The organism is Chryseobacterium jejuense (assembly GCF_017877355.1).
GTDB lineage: Bacteria > Bacteroidota > Bacteroidia > Flavobacteriales > Weeksellaceae > Chryseobacterium > Chryseobacterium jejuense_A.
Genome location: NZ_JAGIPR010000007.1, coordinates 135,763 through 152,600, shown reverse-complemented (window position 1 = coordinate 152,600; position 16,838 = coordinate 135,763). Strand labels below are relative to the sequence as shown.

16 protein-coding genes are annotated in these 16,838 nt (G+C 34.5%); 4 read left to right on the top strand and 12 right to left on the bottom strand.

The features are described from left to right. Nucleotides 1–12: 12 nt before the first annotated feature. The 4 genes from lpxA to J2772_RS15750 form a co-directional block, all read right to left on the bottom strand. A complete protein-coding gene (lpxA, locus tag J2772_RS15765; RefSeq protein WP_045500258.1) occupies nt 13–807 on the bottom strand; it encodes an acyl-ACP--UDP-N-acetylglucosamine O-acyltransferase in 795 nt (264 codons plus the stop codon). Next, nucleotides 808–2,205 (bottom strand): bifunctional UDP-3-O-[3-hydroxymyristoyl] N-acetylglucosamine deacetylase/3-hydroxyacyl-ACP dehydratase, encoded by a 1,398-nt coding sequence (locus tag J2772_RS15760; protein ID WP_209918326.1) that lies wholly within the window; start codon nt 2,203–2,205, stop codon nt 808–810. Then, nucleotides 2,198–3,229 (bottom strand): UDP-3-O-(3-hydroxymyristoyl)glucosamine N-acyltransferase, encoded by a 1,032-nt coding sequence (lpxD, locus tag J2772_RS15755; RefSeq protein ID WP_209918324.1) that lies wholly within the window; start codon nt 3,227–3,229, stop codon nt 2,198–2,200. The genes J2772_RS15760 and lpxD overlap by 8 nt, the downstream gene beginning before the upstream one ends. A gap of 71 nt (nt 3,230–3,300) precedes the next feature. Next, nucleotides 3,301–4,527, bottom strand: a complete 1,227-nt coding sequence (locus J2772_RS15750) for an HD domain-containing protein (RefSeq protein ID WP_209918520.1) — start codon at nt 4,525–4,527, stop codon at nt 3,301–3,303. A gap of 291 nt (nt 4,528–4,818) precedes the next feature. Between J2772_RS15750 and J2772_RS15745 the strand changes: the two genes are divergently transcribed. The 4 genes from J2772_RS15745 (at nt 4,819) to J2772_RS15730 (ending at nt 9,292) form a co-directional block, all read left to right on the top strand. After that, nucleotides 4,819–6,459, top strand: a complete 1,641-nt coding sequence (locus tag J2772_RS15745; protein ID WP_209918322.1) for a S41 family peptidase — start codon at nt 4,819–4,821, stop codon at nt 6,457–6,459. Between the two features lie 133 nt (nt 6,460–6,592). Beyond that, nucleotides 6,593–8,137 carry a bifunctional response regulator/alkaline phosphatase family protein gene (locus J2772_RS15740; protein ID WP_045500272.1) on the top strand — a complete coding sequence of 515 codons (1,545 nt, stop codon included), beginning with the start codon at nt 6,593–6,595 and terminating at the stop codon, nt 8,135–8,137. A 100-nt stretch (nt 8,138–8,237) separates the two neighbouring features. Further along, nucleotides 8,238–8,528, top strand: a complete 291-nt coding sequence (locus J2772_RS15735) for a YciI family protein (protein WP_209918320.1) — start codon at nt 8,238–8,240, stop codon at nt 8,526–8,528. Next, complete coding sequence (locus J2772_RS15730; protein WP_209918318.1) at nt 8,528–9,292, top strand: exodeoxyribonuclease III; 765 nt, start codon at nt 8,528–8,530, stop codon at nt 9,290–9,292. Before J2772_RS15735 ends, J2772_RS15730 begins: the two co-directional genes overlap by 1 nt. A gap of 69 nt (nt 9,293–9,361) precedes the next feature. On the opposite strand, the gene J2772_RS15725 is transcribed toward J2772_RS15730, so the two are convergent. The 8 genes from J2772_RS15725 to J2772_RS15690 form a co-directional block, all read right to left on the bottom strand. After that, entirely contained in the window at nt 9,362–9,733 is a 372-nt protein-coding gene (locus J2772_RS15725; protein ID WP_209918316.1) for a septal ring lytic transglycosylase RlpA family protein, read from the bottom strand. A 794-nt stretch (nt 9,734–10,527) separates the two neighbouring features. Beyond that, nucleotides 10,528–11,289: a hypothetical protein gene (locus J2772_RS15720; RefSeq protein WP_209918314.1), complete on the bottom strand. Its 762-nt coding sequence runs from the start codon at nt 11,287–11,289 to the stop codon at nt 10,528–10,530. Nucleotides 11,290–11,309: 20 nt separating this feature from the next. After that, nucleotides 11,310–11,987, bottom strand: coding sequence for a hypothetical protein (locus J2772_RS15715; RefSeq protein WP_209918312.1), 678 nt, complete (start codon nt 11,985–11,987; stop codon nt 11,310–11,312). A gap of 384 nt (nt 11,988–12,371) precedes the next feature. Further along, nucleotides 12,372–13,673 (bottom strand): 30S ribosomal protein S12 methylthiotransferase RimO, encoded by a 1,302-nt coding sequence (gene rimO, locus J2772_RS15710; RefSeq protein WP_089737494.1) that lies wholly within the window; start codon nt 13,671–13,673, stop codon nt 12,372–12,374. Between the two features lie 96 nt (nt 13,674–13,769). Continuing rightward, entirely contained in the window at nt 13,770–14,315 is a 546-nt protein-coding gene (gene rfbC, locus J2772_RS15705; protein ID WP_209918310.1) for a dTDP-4-dehydrorhamnose 3,5-epimerase, read from the bottom strand. 38 nt (nt 14,316–14,353) lie between these two features. Continuing rightward, nucleotides 14,354–14,923 (bottom strand): sugar transferase, encoded by a 570-nt coding sequence (locus J2772_RS15700; protein WP_209918308.1) that lies wholly within the window; start codon nt 14,921–14,923, stop codon nt 14,354–14,356. Nucleotides 14,924–14,934: 11 nt separating this feature from the next. Next, nucleotides 14,935–16,071, bottom strand: a complete 1,137-nt coding sequence (locus tag J2772_RS15695; RefSeq protein ID WP_209918306.1) for an aminotransferase class I/II-fold pyridoxal phosphate-dependent enzyme — start codon at nt 16,069–16,071, stop codon at nt 14,935–14,937. Nucleotides 16,072–16,081: 10 nt separating this feature from the next. Further along, nucleotides 16,082–16,834: an SDR family NAD(P)-dependent oxidoreductase gene (locus J2772_RS15690; protein ID WP_209918304.1), complete on the bottom strand. Its 753-nt coding sequence runs from the start codon at nt 16,832–16,834 to the stop codon at nt 16,082–16,084. Nucleotides 16,835–16,838 lie beyond the last annotated feature (4 nt).

Sequence of the window (16,838 nt, the reverse complement as noted above, 5' to 3'; positions counted from 1 at the left end):
TTCTTAGCATTTTTAGTTGCTGTCTTTTCCTGTCCCGTATCCCTTTACAATACCTCTTGGAGAGTTTTGGATAAACTGAAGAATTTCATCTCTCTCAGCTGTAGGAAGCATTTCTTTTTCAATATATGCCAACGCTTGGGAAACGTTCATCTTCATTTGGAAAATAGCTCTGTAAATCTTTTGAATTTCAAAGATTTTCTCATTGGAAAAACCTCTTCTTCTAAGACCTACTGAATTAATACCAGCATAAGAAATAGGATCTCTTGCCACTTTCACATAAGGTGGAACATCTTTTCTAATTAAAGACCCTCCTGAAATCATCGTATGTTTTCCGATCTTACCAAACTGCTGAACAGCAGATAAACCTCCCATTACAGTAAAGTCTCCGATTTCAACATGTCCTGCAATACCGCAACCATTGGCAATAATCACATTATCTCCTATGATACAGTCATGGGCAACGTGGGAAGTAGCCATAATAAGGCAGTTGCTTCCTACTTTGGTATAACCTAAAGCTTTTGTTCCTCTATTTACTGTTACACATTCTCTTAAAGTAGTATGATCTCCAATAATGGTTCGTGTATCTTCACCATCGAACTTTAAGTCCTGAGGAATTGCAGAAATTACAGTCCCGGGAAAAATCTTACAATCTTTTCCTATTCTTGCCCCATCCATGATGGTAACATTTGGACCAATCCATGTTCCTTCTCCAATTTCTACATCCCCTGCAATTGTAGTAAATGGTTCTACAATTACATTTTTGCTGATTTTCGCACGTTTATCTACGGCTGCTAACTGATGAATCATTTAATCAACTTTATTTTTTGCAACTTGAGCCATAAGCTCTGCTTCTACTGCCACTGTGTCTCCTACATATCCGTACCCCTGCATGTGTACAATACCTCTTCTGATAGGTTCTATCAATTCAATTTTGAATATAAGGGTATCTCCCGGAATTACTTTTCTCTTGAATTTTACTTTATCAATCTTGATAAAATATGTAGAATAGTTTTCAGGATCAGGAACGCTTGCCAATACAAGAATACCTCCAGTCTGAGCTAATGCTTCTACTTGAAGTACTCCAGGCATTACAGGCTCCTTAGGGAAATGTCCAACGAAGAAAGGTTCATTCATTGTTACATTTTTTAATCCTACCACATGAGAGTCTGAAAGTTCAAGAACTTTATCAATTAATAAGAACGGAGGTCTGTGAGGCATAAGCTTCATGATTCCATTGATATCGAATACCGGTTCTTTTGTTAAATCAAAATCCGGAACGTTTTTCTTTTTCTGCAATTTCCACTGACGGTTTAATTTTTTTGCAAATTGAGTATTTACAAAATGGCCTGGTTTGTTGGCAATTACCTTACCTTTAATTTTCACTCCTGCCAAAGCTAAATCACCAATTACATCTAATAATTTGTGTCTTGCCGCTTCGTTCGGATAATTTAAGTTAAGATTATCAAGAATACCATTTGGTCTGATGGATACATTATCCTTACCAAAGGCTTTTTTCAATTTTTCTGTTGTTTCAGGAGTAAGATCCTTATCCACATAAACGATCGCGTTAGAGATATCTCCTCCTTTAATTAATCCGTGATCTAAAAGCATTTCCAATTCATGTAAGAAACTGAATGTTCTTGCTGAAGAGATTTCGTCTTTAAATTCGGTAATATTTTTAAGGGTAGCGTTTTGAGTTCCTAAGACTTTAGTTCCAAAATCTACCATAGTAGTTACTTCGTAAGTATCTGAAGGAATAATGGTAATTTCTGAACCTGTAGCCGGATCACTGTAGGTAAGAACTTCTTTTACTACAAGATATTCTCTGGCAATATTCTGATCTACAACTCCTACACTTTCGATAGCTTCCACAAAATATTTTGAAGATCCATCTAAAATAGGAGGCTCAGAAGCATCCATTTCCAACACTGCATTGTCTATATCACAACCCACTAAAGCAGCCAAAAGGTGCTCACAGGTAGTAATTTTTACGCCAAGCTTTTCTAATGTTGTACCTCTCTCTGTTGCTACTACATAATTAACATCAGCTTCAACCTGAGGGTGTCCCTCTAAATCGGTTCTTACAAATACAAATCCCGTATTCTCCTTTGCGGGTTTGATGGTAAGTTTTACTTCTTTACCAGTATGAAGGCCTATTCCAGAAAGAGTTACCTCTTCCTGAAGCGTTTTTTGCATATCACTCATTAGTATTATCTTTTGAGTTATTCTCAAGATTATTTATTTTGTTGACTATCCCAGGTAGATTTCTGAAATGAACATAGCTTCTTAAATAGTCATTGTAGCTGATTGCCGGTGAACCATATAAAGTTTCTCTATCGTTAACACTTGAATTCACGCCGCTCTGAGCCTGAATTTTCACCTGGTTTCCGATTTTAATATGTCCGACAACTCCTACCTGACCTCCAATTTGATTCCAGTCTCCGATGGTAGTAGAACCTGCAATTCCGGCCTGTGCTGCAATTACATTATTCTGTCCTATTTTTACGTTATGGGCAATCTGGATCAGATTATCAATTTTTGTACCTTTTCCAATAATGGTAGAACCAATTGTTGCCCTGTCAATACTACAGTTTGAACCAATTTCCACATCATCTTCAATAATTACGTTCCCAAGTTGAGGAATTTTTTTGAATCCTTCAGCGGTGGGCTGAAACCCGAAACCATCTCCACCTACAACAGTATTGGAATGAATTACACAGTTGTCCCCAATAATACAGTAGTCATAAATTCTGGCACCACTGTCTATTTTACAGTTTTTACCAATTTTTACTCCTTTACCGATATATACATGTGGATAAATCTGTGACCCCTCACCAATTTTAGCTTTTTCCGAAACATATGTAAATGCTCCTATATAAGCGTTATCACCTATTATCGCTGAATCATGGATGGATGAACCATCTTCAATACCTTCTTTTCTTCCTCTCATTTCCTGATATAAGTTCATCAGAACCTGAAAAGATAGATAAGCATCTTTTACTACAATTAAGGTTGGGTTATAACTATTTTTATCCAGAAGTTTTTCTGAAACGATGATTACAGAGCATTTTGAGGTATCCAAAAAATGAGAAAACCGATCTTGTGCTATAAAAGAAAGATGTCCTGATTCTCCATTTTCAATTGGAGAAACCCCTGTAATAAGTGCATTCTCATCACCTATTATTTTTCCGTCAATAAAACTTGCAATTTGCGAAGCTGTGAATTCCATATTCTGCAAAGATAAGAAATTCTATAATTTGCAAACATTTTTTGATTTCAGATATTCAATTTTAATATTATTTAAGAATCCAAACGGGAGATATCCCTTGGAAACATAAGAATATAGCGAGTGGTTTTATTTACCATCAACCCTGATAAAAGCTGATCTTCCGACTCGTGAAGCTTCATTCTTTTCCCATTTTTCTGCAATAAATAAATCGGTTGCTTTTCGGTATCGTAAGGTAAAAGTTTTCTTTTTATTTCATGAACCAATTCTTTCCCATTATCAATTCCAAAAAATTCATTGGTGATTTTTATTTTTTCTTCAATAATCTTCCCATCAAAAGGATGCGATGAAATAATAGTCTTCGGAAGGTTTCTCTGGATAACACTTTTACACCAATAGGATAAAACGAAATCATCAGAATTCTGCCACTCTTTCATAGCCTGAATCACATCATTATCATCTAAACTGGTAAACCTTTCTATGTCTTCATCTGTTGCAGCACTCTTTCCACGATATAAAAAGTATTTCAGATTCTCTGTTGCCGGAAGTTCAATTCCCTGAGAAATTAAATATTTTGCTCTTTCAAGGATCTTCACCAACAGAAATTCAGCCAATGCAGATGTCTTATGATAATATACTTGCCAGTACATGAACATTCTGGCTGTTAAAAAGTTTTCTATAGAATAAATTCCTTTTGCATCAATCACCAACTCCCCTTCTTCACATACATTCATCATGGAAATAATTCTCTGGGTATTAATATTTCCTTCTGATACTCCCGTAAAAAAGCTGTCTCTTTTCAAATAATCTAACCTGTCAACATCCAATTGGGATGAAATCAGCTGATTAAAGAACTTTCTGTGGTATTGCCCCTGAAACATTTCAATAGCCATGGATAACTGGCCGTTAAATTCTTCGTTCAGTTTATTCATTAATAATAAAGAAAGTTTCTCGTGATGCCAGTCGTCCATCAGCATATTCTCCAAGGCATGAGAGAATGGCCCATGCCCAATATCATGCATTAAAATCGCCAACATAGCACCTTTTTCCTCTTCTTCGGAAATCTTAACTCCTTTCTGCTTTAAGGTTTCCAAAGCTGTAAACATCAAATGCATCGCTCCCAGGGCATGATGGAACCTTGTATGGGTAGCTCCGGGAAAAATCAGATTCAAAAGACCGGTCTGCCCAATCCTTCTTAATCTTTGAAAGTAAGGATGTTCAATAATATCAAATAAAATTTCGTGAGGAATTTTGATAAATCCGTGAACAGGATCGTTAATAATTTTTAGCTTATTCTGCATTGGAACGTCTGTATGAGTAAACAAAGTTAGGGATTTAAATTTGAAGGATGATTAAATTAGTATTAAAAGACTGGAAGCTAGAAGAGGGAGGCTGGAAGTTATTGAGTACAATGAGTAACAATGGTCTACTGATTTTCTGAATACTTACTCCATATTGATTTTTAGTATTAACAACCTCCAGTGGCTTCCTTCTTCCAGCTCCCAGCCTCATTACTTCCTGAAATTATTCATCAAAAAACCTTTGCTGTTCTTACATGAATCACTTATCTTTGAGAAAACTCAATCCTCTTGATGAGAAAATATTTTCTTTTCATTTTATTATTTTTAAATCTACATTTTTCCGCACAGGTTTTATCTGAAAATCAAAAACTGGAATCCCTCTGCAGAGTTTGGGGATTTTTAAAATATTATCATCCTCAGGTAGTCAAAGGGAATCTGAATTGGGACCAACAACTTTTCAAGAAGATAAATGAGCTTGAAAGAATCAATGACAAAGCTGCATTGAACGATCTATACTCCAACTGGATTGCAAGTCTTGGAAAAATTAAGGAATGTACAGAATGTCTACAAGAATCAGATAAAACTTATTTCCTGAAAAACTTTGATCTGAGTTGGATAGACAATTCCGCCACCTTTACTCCAGCTACTTCTCAAAAACTTCATTATATTGAAAACAATCGGAATATTGGCAACCATCATTATATAGGAAAAGGAGGACGAAAAATATTCTTCAGAAATGAAAATTCTTATGGGTCGCAATTCACTTCCAAACAGGTCAGCTTATTAGAATTGTTCAGATATTGGAACTATGTAGAATATTTTTTTCCCTATAAATATCAAACAGATCAAAATTGGAATGATGTTCTTACAGAAATGATACCCAAATTTATTAATGTTAATAATGATAACGATTATCAATTAACTTTAGCTGAATTGGTAACAAAGACTGATGATTCACACACTTATCTTTTTTCACCACTCATTAGTCTTCATCTATATGGAAACAGAAAACTTCCTGTAGAATATTCCTATGCAGAAGGGAAATTAGTTATTACAAGAATTAATGACAATCGATTTCGTGAGAAAACTCCATTCAACATCGGTGATGTTATTTATGATGTGAATGGAAAAACAATTCCACAAATGGTTAACAGCCTTGGAAAACACGTCCCTGCATCCAACTCCTGGGGAAAGGTGAATAAGGTAAAAAGTAAACTTCTTTTCAGTAATAGTGATTCGCTTTCCGTAAAGTTAGAAAGAAACGGACAAAATCTGGAGGTGGCTGCTAAAACGTATTTTGTTAAGGATATTATTATTAAGAAAGTGCCAGTTCCTCAAAAATGGAAGTTTCTGGATGAGGAAAAGAAAATCGGATACGTCAATATGGGAGTCCTGGCTAAAGATGAAGTGAATGAAATGTACAGAGAACTGAAATCTTCGGAATCTATCATTTTCGATCTTAGAAATTATCCCAAGCTTACCATCATCCCTTTAAGTCAATTATTACTTCCCCAATCTACCGTTTATTATCAGTTTAACTTTCCGGAAACTAATTATCCCGGAAAATTTTATAGTAGAAAGAACAATATTGGCAGGAAGAATCCCGATTATTATAAAGGAAACATAATCGTTTTGGTAGACGAAAATACGCAAAGTCAGGCAGAGACCACAACCATGATGTTCAAACAGCATCCCAAATCCAAAGTGATCGGGAGCAATACTTCGGGAGCTAACGGAGATATTATCAAGTTTAGAATTGCAGACTTAGATACTTGCTTTACCGGCCTTGGCGCTTATTATCCGGATGGAAGAGAAACCCAAAGAATCGGGATTATTCCTGATATCCTTGTCAAACCAAGTGTGGAAGGAATAAAAAACGGAAAAGACGAAGTTTTGGAAAGAGCCTTGCTGTATATTAAAAATAAGAATTGAAAAGCTACAAAAATGGGAAATATCACGGGGTATTTCCATTTAACTAATATTTAACTTTTAAACTCTCGAATTTGTGAGAATTTAAAAGGATTTGGTCAACATTTTGATACAATAACCATGTAAAAAATAAATTATGTCAGAAAAGATATTATGGATAGATGATGAAATAGATTTACTTAAACCTCACATCGTATTTTTAGAAAAGAAAGGTTATCAGGTAACCCCTGTTAACAACGTGAATGAGGCTTTGGAACTTATGGATTCAGAGAAATTTGCCCTAACACTCATTGATGAAAATATGCCTGGTATTTCCGGGCTGGAAGCAATTCCTATGATTAAGGAAAAAGATAACTCTCTAAAAATAGTAATGGTAACCAAAAGTGAAGAGGAACACATCATGGAGGAGGCTATTGGTTCTCAAATTGCAGATTATATCCTAAAGCCTGTAAATCCTAATCAGATATTACTTTCGTTAAAAAAGAATCTTCAGCAGGATAATCTTGTAGAACAAAAAACTATTTTACAATATCAGCAGGAATTCAGAAACCTGTCTATGGAACTATCCTACTTGAGAACCTATCAGGATTGGGCTGAATATTATAAAAAAATCCTAAGCTGGGAAATTAAGTTCGATAAGGTTGCAGATAATGAATTTGCAGATCTTTTACAATCACAGAAAGAAGAAGCTAACATTCAGTTTGCTAAGTTTATTGAAAAAAATTATGCAGACTGGCTTATTGACTCTGATAAGCCTCTGATGAGCCACACGCTTTTCAAAGAAAAGGTAAAGCCTGAGGTAGAAAAGGATAAAGTACTTTTATTAATGGTTGACAACCTTCGTTACGACCAGTGGAAAGTGATTGAGCCTTTATTTACGAAGTATTACAATAAAGTTTCGGAAGATTATTATTACAGTATTCTTCCAACCGCTACACAATATGCAAGAAATTCCTTCTTTGCAGGTTTAATGCCATCAGAGATTGAAAAACGTTTCCCGGATAAATGGTTTAATGATAATGAGGAAGGAAACAAAAATGAGTTTGAACGTGACTTTCTGGAAGATCAGATGAAAAGAATTGGCCTTGGATCCAAATCTATGAAGTATCTGAAAGTATTGAACGCAGATTTTGAAAGAAAGATCTACGATGACTTCAATCAGCATAAAAACAATGACTTATTGGTGATTGTCTATAACTTCATTGATATTCTTTCTCATGCGAAAACTGACAACCATATTGTGGATCAGCTTATCCGTGATGATAAAACGTTCCGTTCTTTAACACTTAACTGGTTTGAAAACTCTTCATTGATAAAGATTATTAAAACAGCAGCCGAAAACGGATATAAATTAGTTATCACAACAGACCACGGAACTGTTTACGTTAAAAAGCCAAGTAAAGTAGTTGGCGACAGAGAAACATCTACCAATATCCGATACAAAACAGGGAAAAGCTTAACGTATGACGACAGCGATGTTTGGGCAATTACCAATCCGGAAAAACTTTTCCTTCCAAAAGGAAACTTAAGTTCGAAATATATTTTTGCTAAAAACAATATATTCCTTGCTTACCCTAAGAACTACAATCATTTTGTAAATTACTATAAAGAAACCTATCAACATGGTGGAATCTCATTGGAGGAATGTATCATTCCTATCAGTATTTTAGAACCCAAGTAGTTTTTTAAATTTGGCGTTTAAAGCAGGAAAAATCAAATGATTTTTCCTGCTTCTTTTTTTATAGTCTGTAAGAGTTCATATCTTCGTAAAAAATAAAAATATGTTCATTATTTCGCTTACGTATAAGGTAGCCATTGAAAATGTTGAGCACCATATTCCAGAACACAATTCCTTTCTTCAAAAATATTATGATTCAGGACTGTTTATTACTTCGGGAAGAAAAGAGCCACGAACCGGGGGAATTATTGTCTGTAACGCTTCCTCTAAAAATGTAATTGAGCAGATCATTACAGAAGATCCTTTTCATATTCATCAGGTAGCAGACTATGACATCACTGAATTTATCCCTACGAAATACAACGAGAATTTTAAAATATTTATAGAAGACTAATGAGATTAATTACCTACAATGTTAATGGAATCAGAGCCGCATTTACCAAAGATTTTTTGGGTTGGCTTACCACCGCCGATCCGGATGTGATCTGTATTCAGGAAAGTAAAGCCGGAAACGATCAGATAGACATCGAAAGCCTTGAAAAATTAGGATACCATAGTTATTGGCATTCAGCAGTAAGAAAAGGCTATAGCGGGGTCGGAATCGCGTCAAAAGTAAAACCCAATCACGTGGAGTACGGTTGTGGTATCGAAAGTTATGATAATGAGGGAAGAATTATCCGTGCTGATTTTGATGGATTCTCTGCAATTTCAGTATATGTACCTTCTGCATCGAATATTGAAAGACTAGATTTTAAGATGCAATTCTGTCATGATTTCCTTGAATATATTAAAAATTTAAAGAAAGAAATTCCCAACCTGATTATATCCGGTGATTTTAATATCTGCCATGAGGCTATTGATATTCACAATCCTGTTGGTCTAAAAAATGTTTCAGGATTTCTTCCTATGGAAAGGGAATGGATGACTGATTTCATTAATGAATGTGAATTGATTGATAGTTTCAGGTTTTTTAACAATGAACCTGATAATTATACATGGTGGAGCTACAGACAAAATTCAAGGGAAAGAAATAAAGGCTGGAGATTGGATTACAATTTCACCTCCTATAGCTTAAAGGATAAACTTACGCGAGCTGTTATTTTAAAAGAAGCTGTTCATTCCGATCACTGTCCTGCCCTATTGGAATTAAATGTATAATGATCCTTATATCTAACAAAGCAAAAGCCAGCTGAAATCAGCTGGCTTTTTTTAATTTAAATCATAAAATTAATCGACAATTTCATATTCGACCGGAATAGTACCATGATTAACATCTCCGATCTCATCGAACGCTGCTTTAGACATGTCTAAAGATCTTGATGAATGGAAAGGCCCTCTGTCATTAATTCTCACTATTACCTCTTTACCATTCTTAAGGTTTGTTACCTTAACGTTTGTTCCAAATGGAAGCGTTCTGTTTGCTGCAGTAAACTTTGAGTTATCAAAGATTTCTCCGCTTGCGGTTTTTCTACCGTTAAATTTATCGTGGTAGTACGATGCATAACTTGTTTTTTTCGCATCTAAGGCATTACTTGTAAACGAGTAAACACCTAAGGTTGAAATCATCATTATGATTACGAGAATGAATCTTTTCATCATTTTGAACTTTTATTGGTTTTGACAGGGCAAAAGTATCAGGAATCTCTTTATATCCCTATTCCAATTGTTAAAAACCGTTAACAAAAACCAAATTATATATTAACTACCTTTGTAAGACCCTATGAATAGGGATTTTAAACGCTACTGTTAAAAAACGTTAAAAAAAACATCAAAATGTTAATTTAATTAACTAATTCATGCATAATTCCAGAAGAACAAATTTATAAATAACTAAAATTCAAATAGTTACAAATTGTCAAAATATTGATTATACCCATAAAACTAACTTTAAAAAGCTGTAAATGTTAAGAATCGATATAGGATAAAATAGCTGATAGAATAGCTCAAGTGCTATATAACCAGATCATCTAAAAATATTTTAACAGCAATATTAATAGTAAAATTTATGCTGATTGGATTATTATCTCAAATCTTCTTCTATTTTCATCCATTAATCATCTGAAAGACCATCTTCTCTTTATAATCATTTTCCAAAAGTAAGTGTTAAGAATCAGATTAAAAAGCTTTTCAATAAAAAAATAGACTAACTATAGTTTACTTTTTCTATTATCTCAGATCTCAGGAACAGGATGATATCCAAAAGTGGTTCAATTCATTAAATATGTTGCACATTGCTCGTAAGTTAATTATAGCTCTTTTAAAGTGATTAAAACTAATTGAACAATAAGAAGCTCAGATGGCTTATAACTGGCACCATTACATTCTCATTTAAAAGATAAAAAAAACCAACGATTAAATCGTTGGTTTTAATATGTAATTAAATAAAAATTCTTTTATTTTAAGTATTCTAATACATAATCGTATGTTCCGTTAGGATACACTACAGACATGCTAGGTGAACCTGTAATTGCATTTCCAGCCGTAGTAACAACATTGTAAGAATATAAGCTTCTATCGTAAACTACTCCAGAACCTGATTTGTAAATAGTGATTGCATACATAGTTGTCATTCCACTAGGAGCAGGAATATTTACTGCTGTAGAAGTTCCACTAGCTACAAAAGATCCTTTGATAGCATAAACCTGCTTATCAACCCCTGGGCTAACATTAACAAGTGTATTTGTTGTTGTCTCAGCTGTTCCGATAGTTACTTTTGGAGAAACAGCCCCACCTAATGGTAACCATCTACCTGTTGTAACTGCAGCACTACCTGTAGCACTACCTGCAGCTATAGGATTGGAAAAATAATAAAATCCTGGTGCAACAGTAGATACTGTACTTGGGTTATTAGCTCCTGTTAAAGTATTTCCTGTTCCAGTATTGTAAACAATCATACCATCAAAACCAGTAGGAAAATTAATACCGTCAACATTATCCGTTTTAAAAACCCATGTAGTAAGGTTTGTTCTTGGATATACTAAACCTTTTCCGATTGTATTAGATGAATTTGCACTTTCATCAAAATTTGAACTTGCATCAAGAAATGCGTTCTCATCCGTAATTGTAGCAACCGTCTGTTGGTTAGTTGCAATTTGAGCAAAAGATAAATTAGACGAAAGGAAACAAAATATGCTAAATAAAACTATTTTTTTCATTGTATTGGATTTTTAAAGTGTTAATTATAAGATATTGTAACCCATCTTGTACCGTCAGAGACATACTGTTTCCCTCTAAATTGCAGAAGAGTATTAGTACCAGCAACCGGAACACCATTTGCTGATACTACTGTAACAGTAGAACTTGCTGTATTCTGATTAGAAATAACTACTACTCTACCAGCATTGGTAGGATCGGCAGCAGGTAATGTAATTGTAAGTCCAGCAGCAGCATTTGTTACAATAAAGAAATCATTCCCAGTGACCGTATAAGCAGCATTAACTGTAGTGGCAGAACCTACAATACCTTCATACCTTTGAGTAGTAGATGAACCACCACCTACAGGTTTCCAAACATTGTTACCGTTTGTACCGTCATAATAATAGAATCCTGTAGCTGTAACATTAGTTGTCTTAGCAGTAGCAGTTCCGTCTACTAAATTTACGAATACAAGCGCACCATTCTGAGCACTAGCTGCAGTAGCATCTCCATTTGCATAGGCTGCATCTTTAGCTAATAATTGAGCTCTTGACAAACGAGGGACTAATAAGGCGTCAGGTCTAGTAACGTCAGCGTTAGCTACAACGTCTAGAGTTGCGGCAGGTGTGGACGTGTTAATCCCCACTCTCCCTTGCTGAGCCTTGGAAAGAGCCGTAAAGGCAACGAGCATAGTTGCTGTTAATAAAAATTTTTTCATAAGTTTTTAAAGATTTTAATTACATTATTTTTCATCAAAATTTCCAAAAAGGAAAATGTATCTCAACTTGCGATTATTATCTTAAGGCTAATATAAATAAAAAAAAACATATTTTTTGAGTTTTAGCCCAATTTTAATAAATAACTTATTGATAGCATATGATTTAAAAACATTGCTTATTGCGCAAATTTAAGACATAATTTTTTAATTTACATACTTTATGATAGAAAATTAAAAAATCTTAACACTTAAAAATACAACATGCTGAAAATCAATTATTTAAAAAAAATACCATAAATTATTTATGTTAAATCCTATTAATATCTGATTTTTCACCTCTCAGAAAGCAAAACTTTTCTTCCTGATTAATAATGTTTTATATTTCTATAATAATTCACCGTATAAATCAAACTCTTCTGCTGAAGTAATCTTCACATCTGCAAATTCTCCGATGGAAATATAAGTATCTTCAGCGGATACCAAAACGGTATTATCTACGTCCGGAGAGTCGTATTCTGTTCTTCCGATAAAATAGTTCCCTTCTTTACGGTCGAAGATACATCTGAACACTTTTCCTACTTTTTCCTGGTTCTTTTCCCAAGAAATCTGAGACTGCACTTCCATGATTTCTTCTACCCTTGCTTCTTTTACTTCCTGTGGAATATCATCTTCCAATACATAAGCACCGGTATTTTCCTCGTGAGAATAGGTAAAGCATCCTAATCTGTCAAATTTCTGCTCTTTTACCCAGTCTTTAAGTTCCTGGAATCTTTCTTCAGTTTCCCCTGGGTATCCTACAATCAGGGTTGTTCTGATTGCCATATCGGGAACTTTTTCTCTGAATTTTCCTAAAAGAGCATCAGTTTTCTCATGGGTAGTTCCTCTTTTCATTGATTTCAACAGATCAGAATTGATGTGCTGAAGAGGAATATCTATATAATTACAAACTTTAGGTTCTTCACGGATAATATCTAAAACATCTTCAGGGAAACCACTTGGAAAAGCATAATGAAGACGGATCCACTCTACTCCTTCTACTTTTACTAATTCTTTCAGCAAATCTCCTAATGCTCGTTTTTTATAAATATCCAACCCATAATACGTTAGATCCTGAGCAATAAGAATTAATTCTTTGGTTCCTTTTTTGGCCAATTTCTGAGCTTCAGATACCAACTTCTCAATAGGAGTGGAAACGTGACCTCCTCTCATCAAAGGAATAGCACAGAAAGAACATGGTCTGTCACATCCTTCTGAAATTTTAAGGTATGCATAATGTTTAGGAGTAGTAGTTAATCTCTCCCCTACCAATTCATGCTTATAGTCTGCACCAAGATGCTTTAATAACATAGGAAGATCTCTTGTACCAAAATACTGGTCTACATCCGGAATTTCTTTAACCAAGTCTGGTTTATATCTTTCAGAAAGGCAACCTGTAACGAATACTTTTTCTACTTCACCTCTGTTTTTAGCCTCTACATAATCTAAAATGGTATTGATAGATTCTTCTTTAGCATTATCAATAAATCCGCAGGTATTAATAACAACAATATCCCCACGGTCTTCGTGAACCACTTCCTTCCCATTGGCTTTCAGCTGGCTCATTAATACCTCAGAGTCATATACATTTTTGGAACATCCAAGTGTAACTACATTGATTTTTTTCTTCCCTACCGATTTTGTACGCATCTTTTTGATTTTGAGTCTGCAAAGATACAAAATATTAAAGAGTAAAGATTACAAAAATAAAAACCACTTTAAAAAAGTGGTTTTCAATAGTATACTTTAAAAGTTTTTTTCTTTAAAGCCAGGGGCATTTTGGTCTTTTTCTGAAAGGACGGCATCTTTTTCATCAATCTGCCAATCTATATTCAGGTCAGGATCGTTAAATCTTACACTTCCTTCCGATTCTTTATTATAAAAATTGTCACATTTATAAGAGAATACTGCATTTGTGCTTAATACAGAAAAACCATGTCCAAAACCTCTTGGTACATAAAGCTGCAACTTATTTTCTGCTGTAAGTTCAATTCCGAACCATTTTCCGAATGTAGGAGAATCTTCTCTAAGATCTACCGCCACATCCCATACGCTACCTTCAAGACAAGAAACTAGTTTTGCCTGGGCATGCTCCCCTTTCTGAAGATGTAATCCTCTTAATACGCCATAAGATGATTTAGAAATATTATCCTGAACAAAATGTCCGTTCATTCCTGTAAGTTCTTCAAACTTTTTTTCGTTGAACTTTTCAAAAAAGTAACCTCTATCATCTTCGAAAATGGTAGGCTCTATAATATAACAGTCTTTAAGCGGGGTTTCTTTAATTTTCATAATTTATTGGATCCTTAATTAATTATAGGGTTTCAAATTTATTTTAATATTTTGAAAAATGTTCTCCATAAAATACTCAAATCTTCTTTGAAAGAAATATTTTCAAGATAGTTCAAATTCATTTTTACTTTATCCGGAAATATTATATTATCGTTATACGACAAAGGATCTTTCTGAGATTTTAGCAAAGTATCTTCATTACTATATTTAATACTCGCTTCGGAAGTTAATCCGGGTTTTAATTGTAAGACTTTACGATCTTCTCCCTCCAGGCTATCATAATATCCTTCAATATCAGGACGAGGCCCTACAAAGCTCATGTCACCTTTTAAAATATTAAAGAGCTGAGGAAGTTCATCAAGTTTATACTTTCTGAGTATTAATCCTATTGGGGAACTTTTTCCTTTTTTGGGGTCAATTGTTTTTAATTTATAGATCATAAAAACCTTTCCATTCTGTCCAACTCTTTTTTGAAAAAAAATACCGTTAGACCAGGTATCCAGGCTTGATATTATAAATAAGAGAATGAGTAGAGGAAATAAGGGAAATAATAAAAGAATTGATAAAACACAATCAAAAATAATTTTCCCAAACCTTCTATAATTCATCAGAAAAAATATTAACCTTTAAAAAACTTATTGATTATAGTTGCAATCCTTTCTTTTTCTTCTTCAGTAAGATTAGATCCTGATGGTAGGCACAATCCGTTCTCGAATAATTTCTCAGAAATATTTGTTCCATAATAAGGAGCATCAGCAAAGACAGGTTGTAAATGCATTGGCTTCCAAAGCGGTCTTGATTCAATATTATCTTCTAAAAATGCGAGTCTTAAATCTTCTCTGTTTTTTCCAGCAATATCTGGGTTAACAATGATTGCAGAAAGCCAATGATTGGAATAAAAGTCTGAATTCGGTTCAGAGAACACTTCTACTCCATCGATATCTTTAAAAACCTCAACATAAAAGTCATGCATCCCTCTTCTCGCCTCTATACGATCTTTCAGCACCTCCATCTGACCTCTTCCGATTCCTGCCACAATATTACTCATTCTATAATTGAATCCGATATGAGAATGCTGATAGTGAGGAGCATTGTCACGAGCCTGAGTTGATAAGAAAACAATCTTATCTTTGTCTTCTTGTGTATGACTTACCAATGCACCACCGCCTGAAGTAGTAATAATTTTATTTCCGTTAAAGCTCAGAACTCCGAAACGTCCAAATGTTCCACAAGCTTGCCCCTTATATGTTGATCCCAAAGCTTCCGCTGCATCTTCAATTAGATCTATTCCAAATTCTTTCGAAATCGCAATAATTTCATCCATTTTTGCAGGCATTCCGTATAAGTGAACAATAATGATAGCCTTTGGTTTCTTCCCTTTTTGAATTCTGTCTTCAATGGCTTCTCTTAATGCTTTTGGACAGATATTCCATGTATCCGGTTCACTGTCTACAAAAACAGGAGTTGCTCCGCAATATGCAATAGGATTTGCAGATGCAGAGAATGTCATAGATTGGCAAACTACTTCATCTCCGTGTTGAACACCTGATTCAATTAACGCAAGGTGAATGGCTGCTGTTCCTGCAGATAGAGCAGCAACTTTTACGTCTTTATTTAAAAATTTTTCTAAATCTTCTTCAAAGCCGTTCACGTTAGGCCCCAACGGTGCCACCCAGTTTTCTCTAAAAGCTTCGTTGATATATTTTTGCTCGTTACCTCCCATATGTGGTGAGGAAAGCCAGATTTTTTGTGACATTGTATTTTTTTTATTGTGCACTATATCCTCCATCAATTAATAAATCAATTCCGGTAATCCATTTTGATTTATCTGAAATTAAAAATGTAATTCCATTCACCACATCTTCAACTTCCCCTATGCCTAGCGGATGCATTTTTTTTATTTCTTTTATGCTTTCTTCACTGATTGAATCTAAAATTTTAGATGACATTTCAGTGGTAACCATACCTGGTGAAATACAGTTCACCCTGATTCTCTTGGAAGCTAATTCTAAAGCTAATGCTTTTGAAGCTGTAACCAGAGCACCTTTAGACATGCAATACGCTGCTTTAGCAGGCTGTCCTAAACTACCCATCACAGAACTGATAAATACAATAGATCCGCCTTCAGAAGAAAAATTCCCTTTTTTCTGAAGAATTTTAGTGATCAATAATGCAGGAATAGTATTTACCTGAAGAATGTCAGTTAGAAAATCAGATTTTACAAATTTTAACGGAATTGTCCCTTCTTGACCAGCAGAATATACAAAGCCTGTAAAAGGTTCACCAGTTTCTTTTGCTGAGGAAGAAATAGCAGCTTCTAATTCTTTTTCATCTTTTACATCCACTGCAAAATAACTATGCCCGGATCCTTCACATGATTCCAGAACTTCTTTTAATTTATCTTCTGATCTTGCAATAAGTACTAATTTAGCTCCTTTCTTAGCAAGGTCAATAGCTGAGGCTTTACCTATTCCTGAAGAAGCTCCAACAATTAATATTTTGTGATTAGCTAATTCCATTCTA

Coding starts and splice junctions, on each gene's coding strand:
- lpxA (WP_045500258.1), bottom strand. CDS start 807: ATGATTCATCAGTTAGCAGCCGTAGATAAACGTGCGAAAATCAGCAAA.
- J2772_RS15760 (WP_209918326.1), bottom strand. CDS start 2,205: ATGAGTGATATGCAAAAAACGCTTCAGGAAGAGGTAACTCTTTCTGGA.
- lpxD (WP_209918324.1), bottom strand. CDS start 3,229: ATGGAATTCACAGCTTCGCAAATTGCAAGTTTTATTGACGGAAAAATA.
- J2772_RS15750 (WP_209918520.1), bottom strand. CDS start 4,527: ATGCAGAATAAGCTAAAAATTATTAACGATCCTGTTCACGGATTTATC.
- J2772_RS15745 (WP_209918322.1), top strand. CDS start 4,819: ATGAGAAAATATTTTCTTTTCATTTTATTATTTTTAAATCTACATTTT.
- J2772_RS15740 (WP_045500272.1), top strand. CDS start 6,593: ATGTCAGAAAAGATATTATGGATAGATGATGAAATAGATTTACTTAAA.
- J2772_RS15735 (WP_209918320.1), top strand. CDS start 8,238: ATGTTCATTATTTCGCTTACGTATAAGGTAGCCATTGAAAATGTTGAG.
- J2772_RS15730 (WP_209918318.1), top strand. CDS start 8,528: ATGAGATTAATTACCTACAATGTTAATGGAATCAGAGCCGCATTTACC.
- J2772_RS15725 (WP_209918316.1), bottom strand. CDS start 9,733: ATGATGAAAAGATTCATTCTCGTAATCATAATGATGATTTCAACCTTA.
- J2772_RS15720 (WP_209918314.1), bottom strand. CDS start 11,289: ATGAAAAAAATAGTTTTATTTAGCATATTTTGTTTCCTTTCGTCTAAT.
- J2772_RS15715 (WP_209918312.1), bottom strand. CDS start 11,987: ATGAAAAAATTTTTATTAACAGCAACTATGCTCGTTGCCTTTACGGCT.
- rimO (WP_089737494.1), bottom strand. CDS start 13,673: ATGCGTACAAAATCGGTAGGGAAGAAAAAAATCAATGTAGTTACACTT.
- rfbC (WP_209918310.1), bottom strand. CDS start 14,315: ATGAAAATTAAAGAAACCCCGCTTAAAGACTGTTATATTATAGAGCCT.
- J2772_RS15700 (WP_209918308.1), bottom strand. CDS start 14,923: ATGAATTATAGAAGGTTTGGGAAAATTATTTTTGATTGTGTTTTATCA.
- J2772_RS15695 (WP_209918306.1), bottom strand. CDS start 16,071: ATGTCACAAAAAATCTGGCTTTCCTCACCACATATGGGAGGTAACGAG.
- J2772_RS15690 (WP_209918304.1), bottom strand. CDS start 16,834: ATGGAATTAGCTAATCACAAAATATTAATTGTTGGAGCTTCTTCAGGA.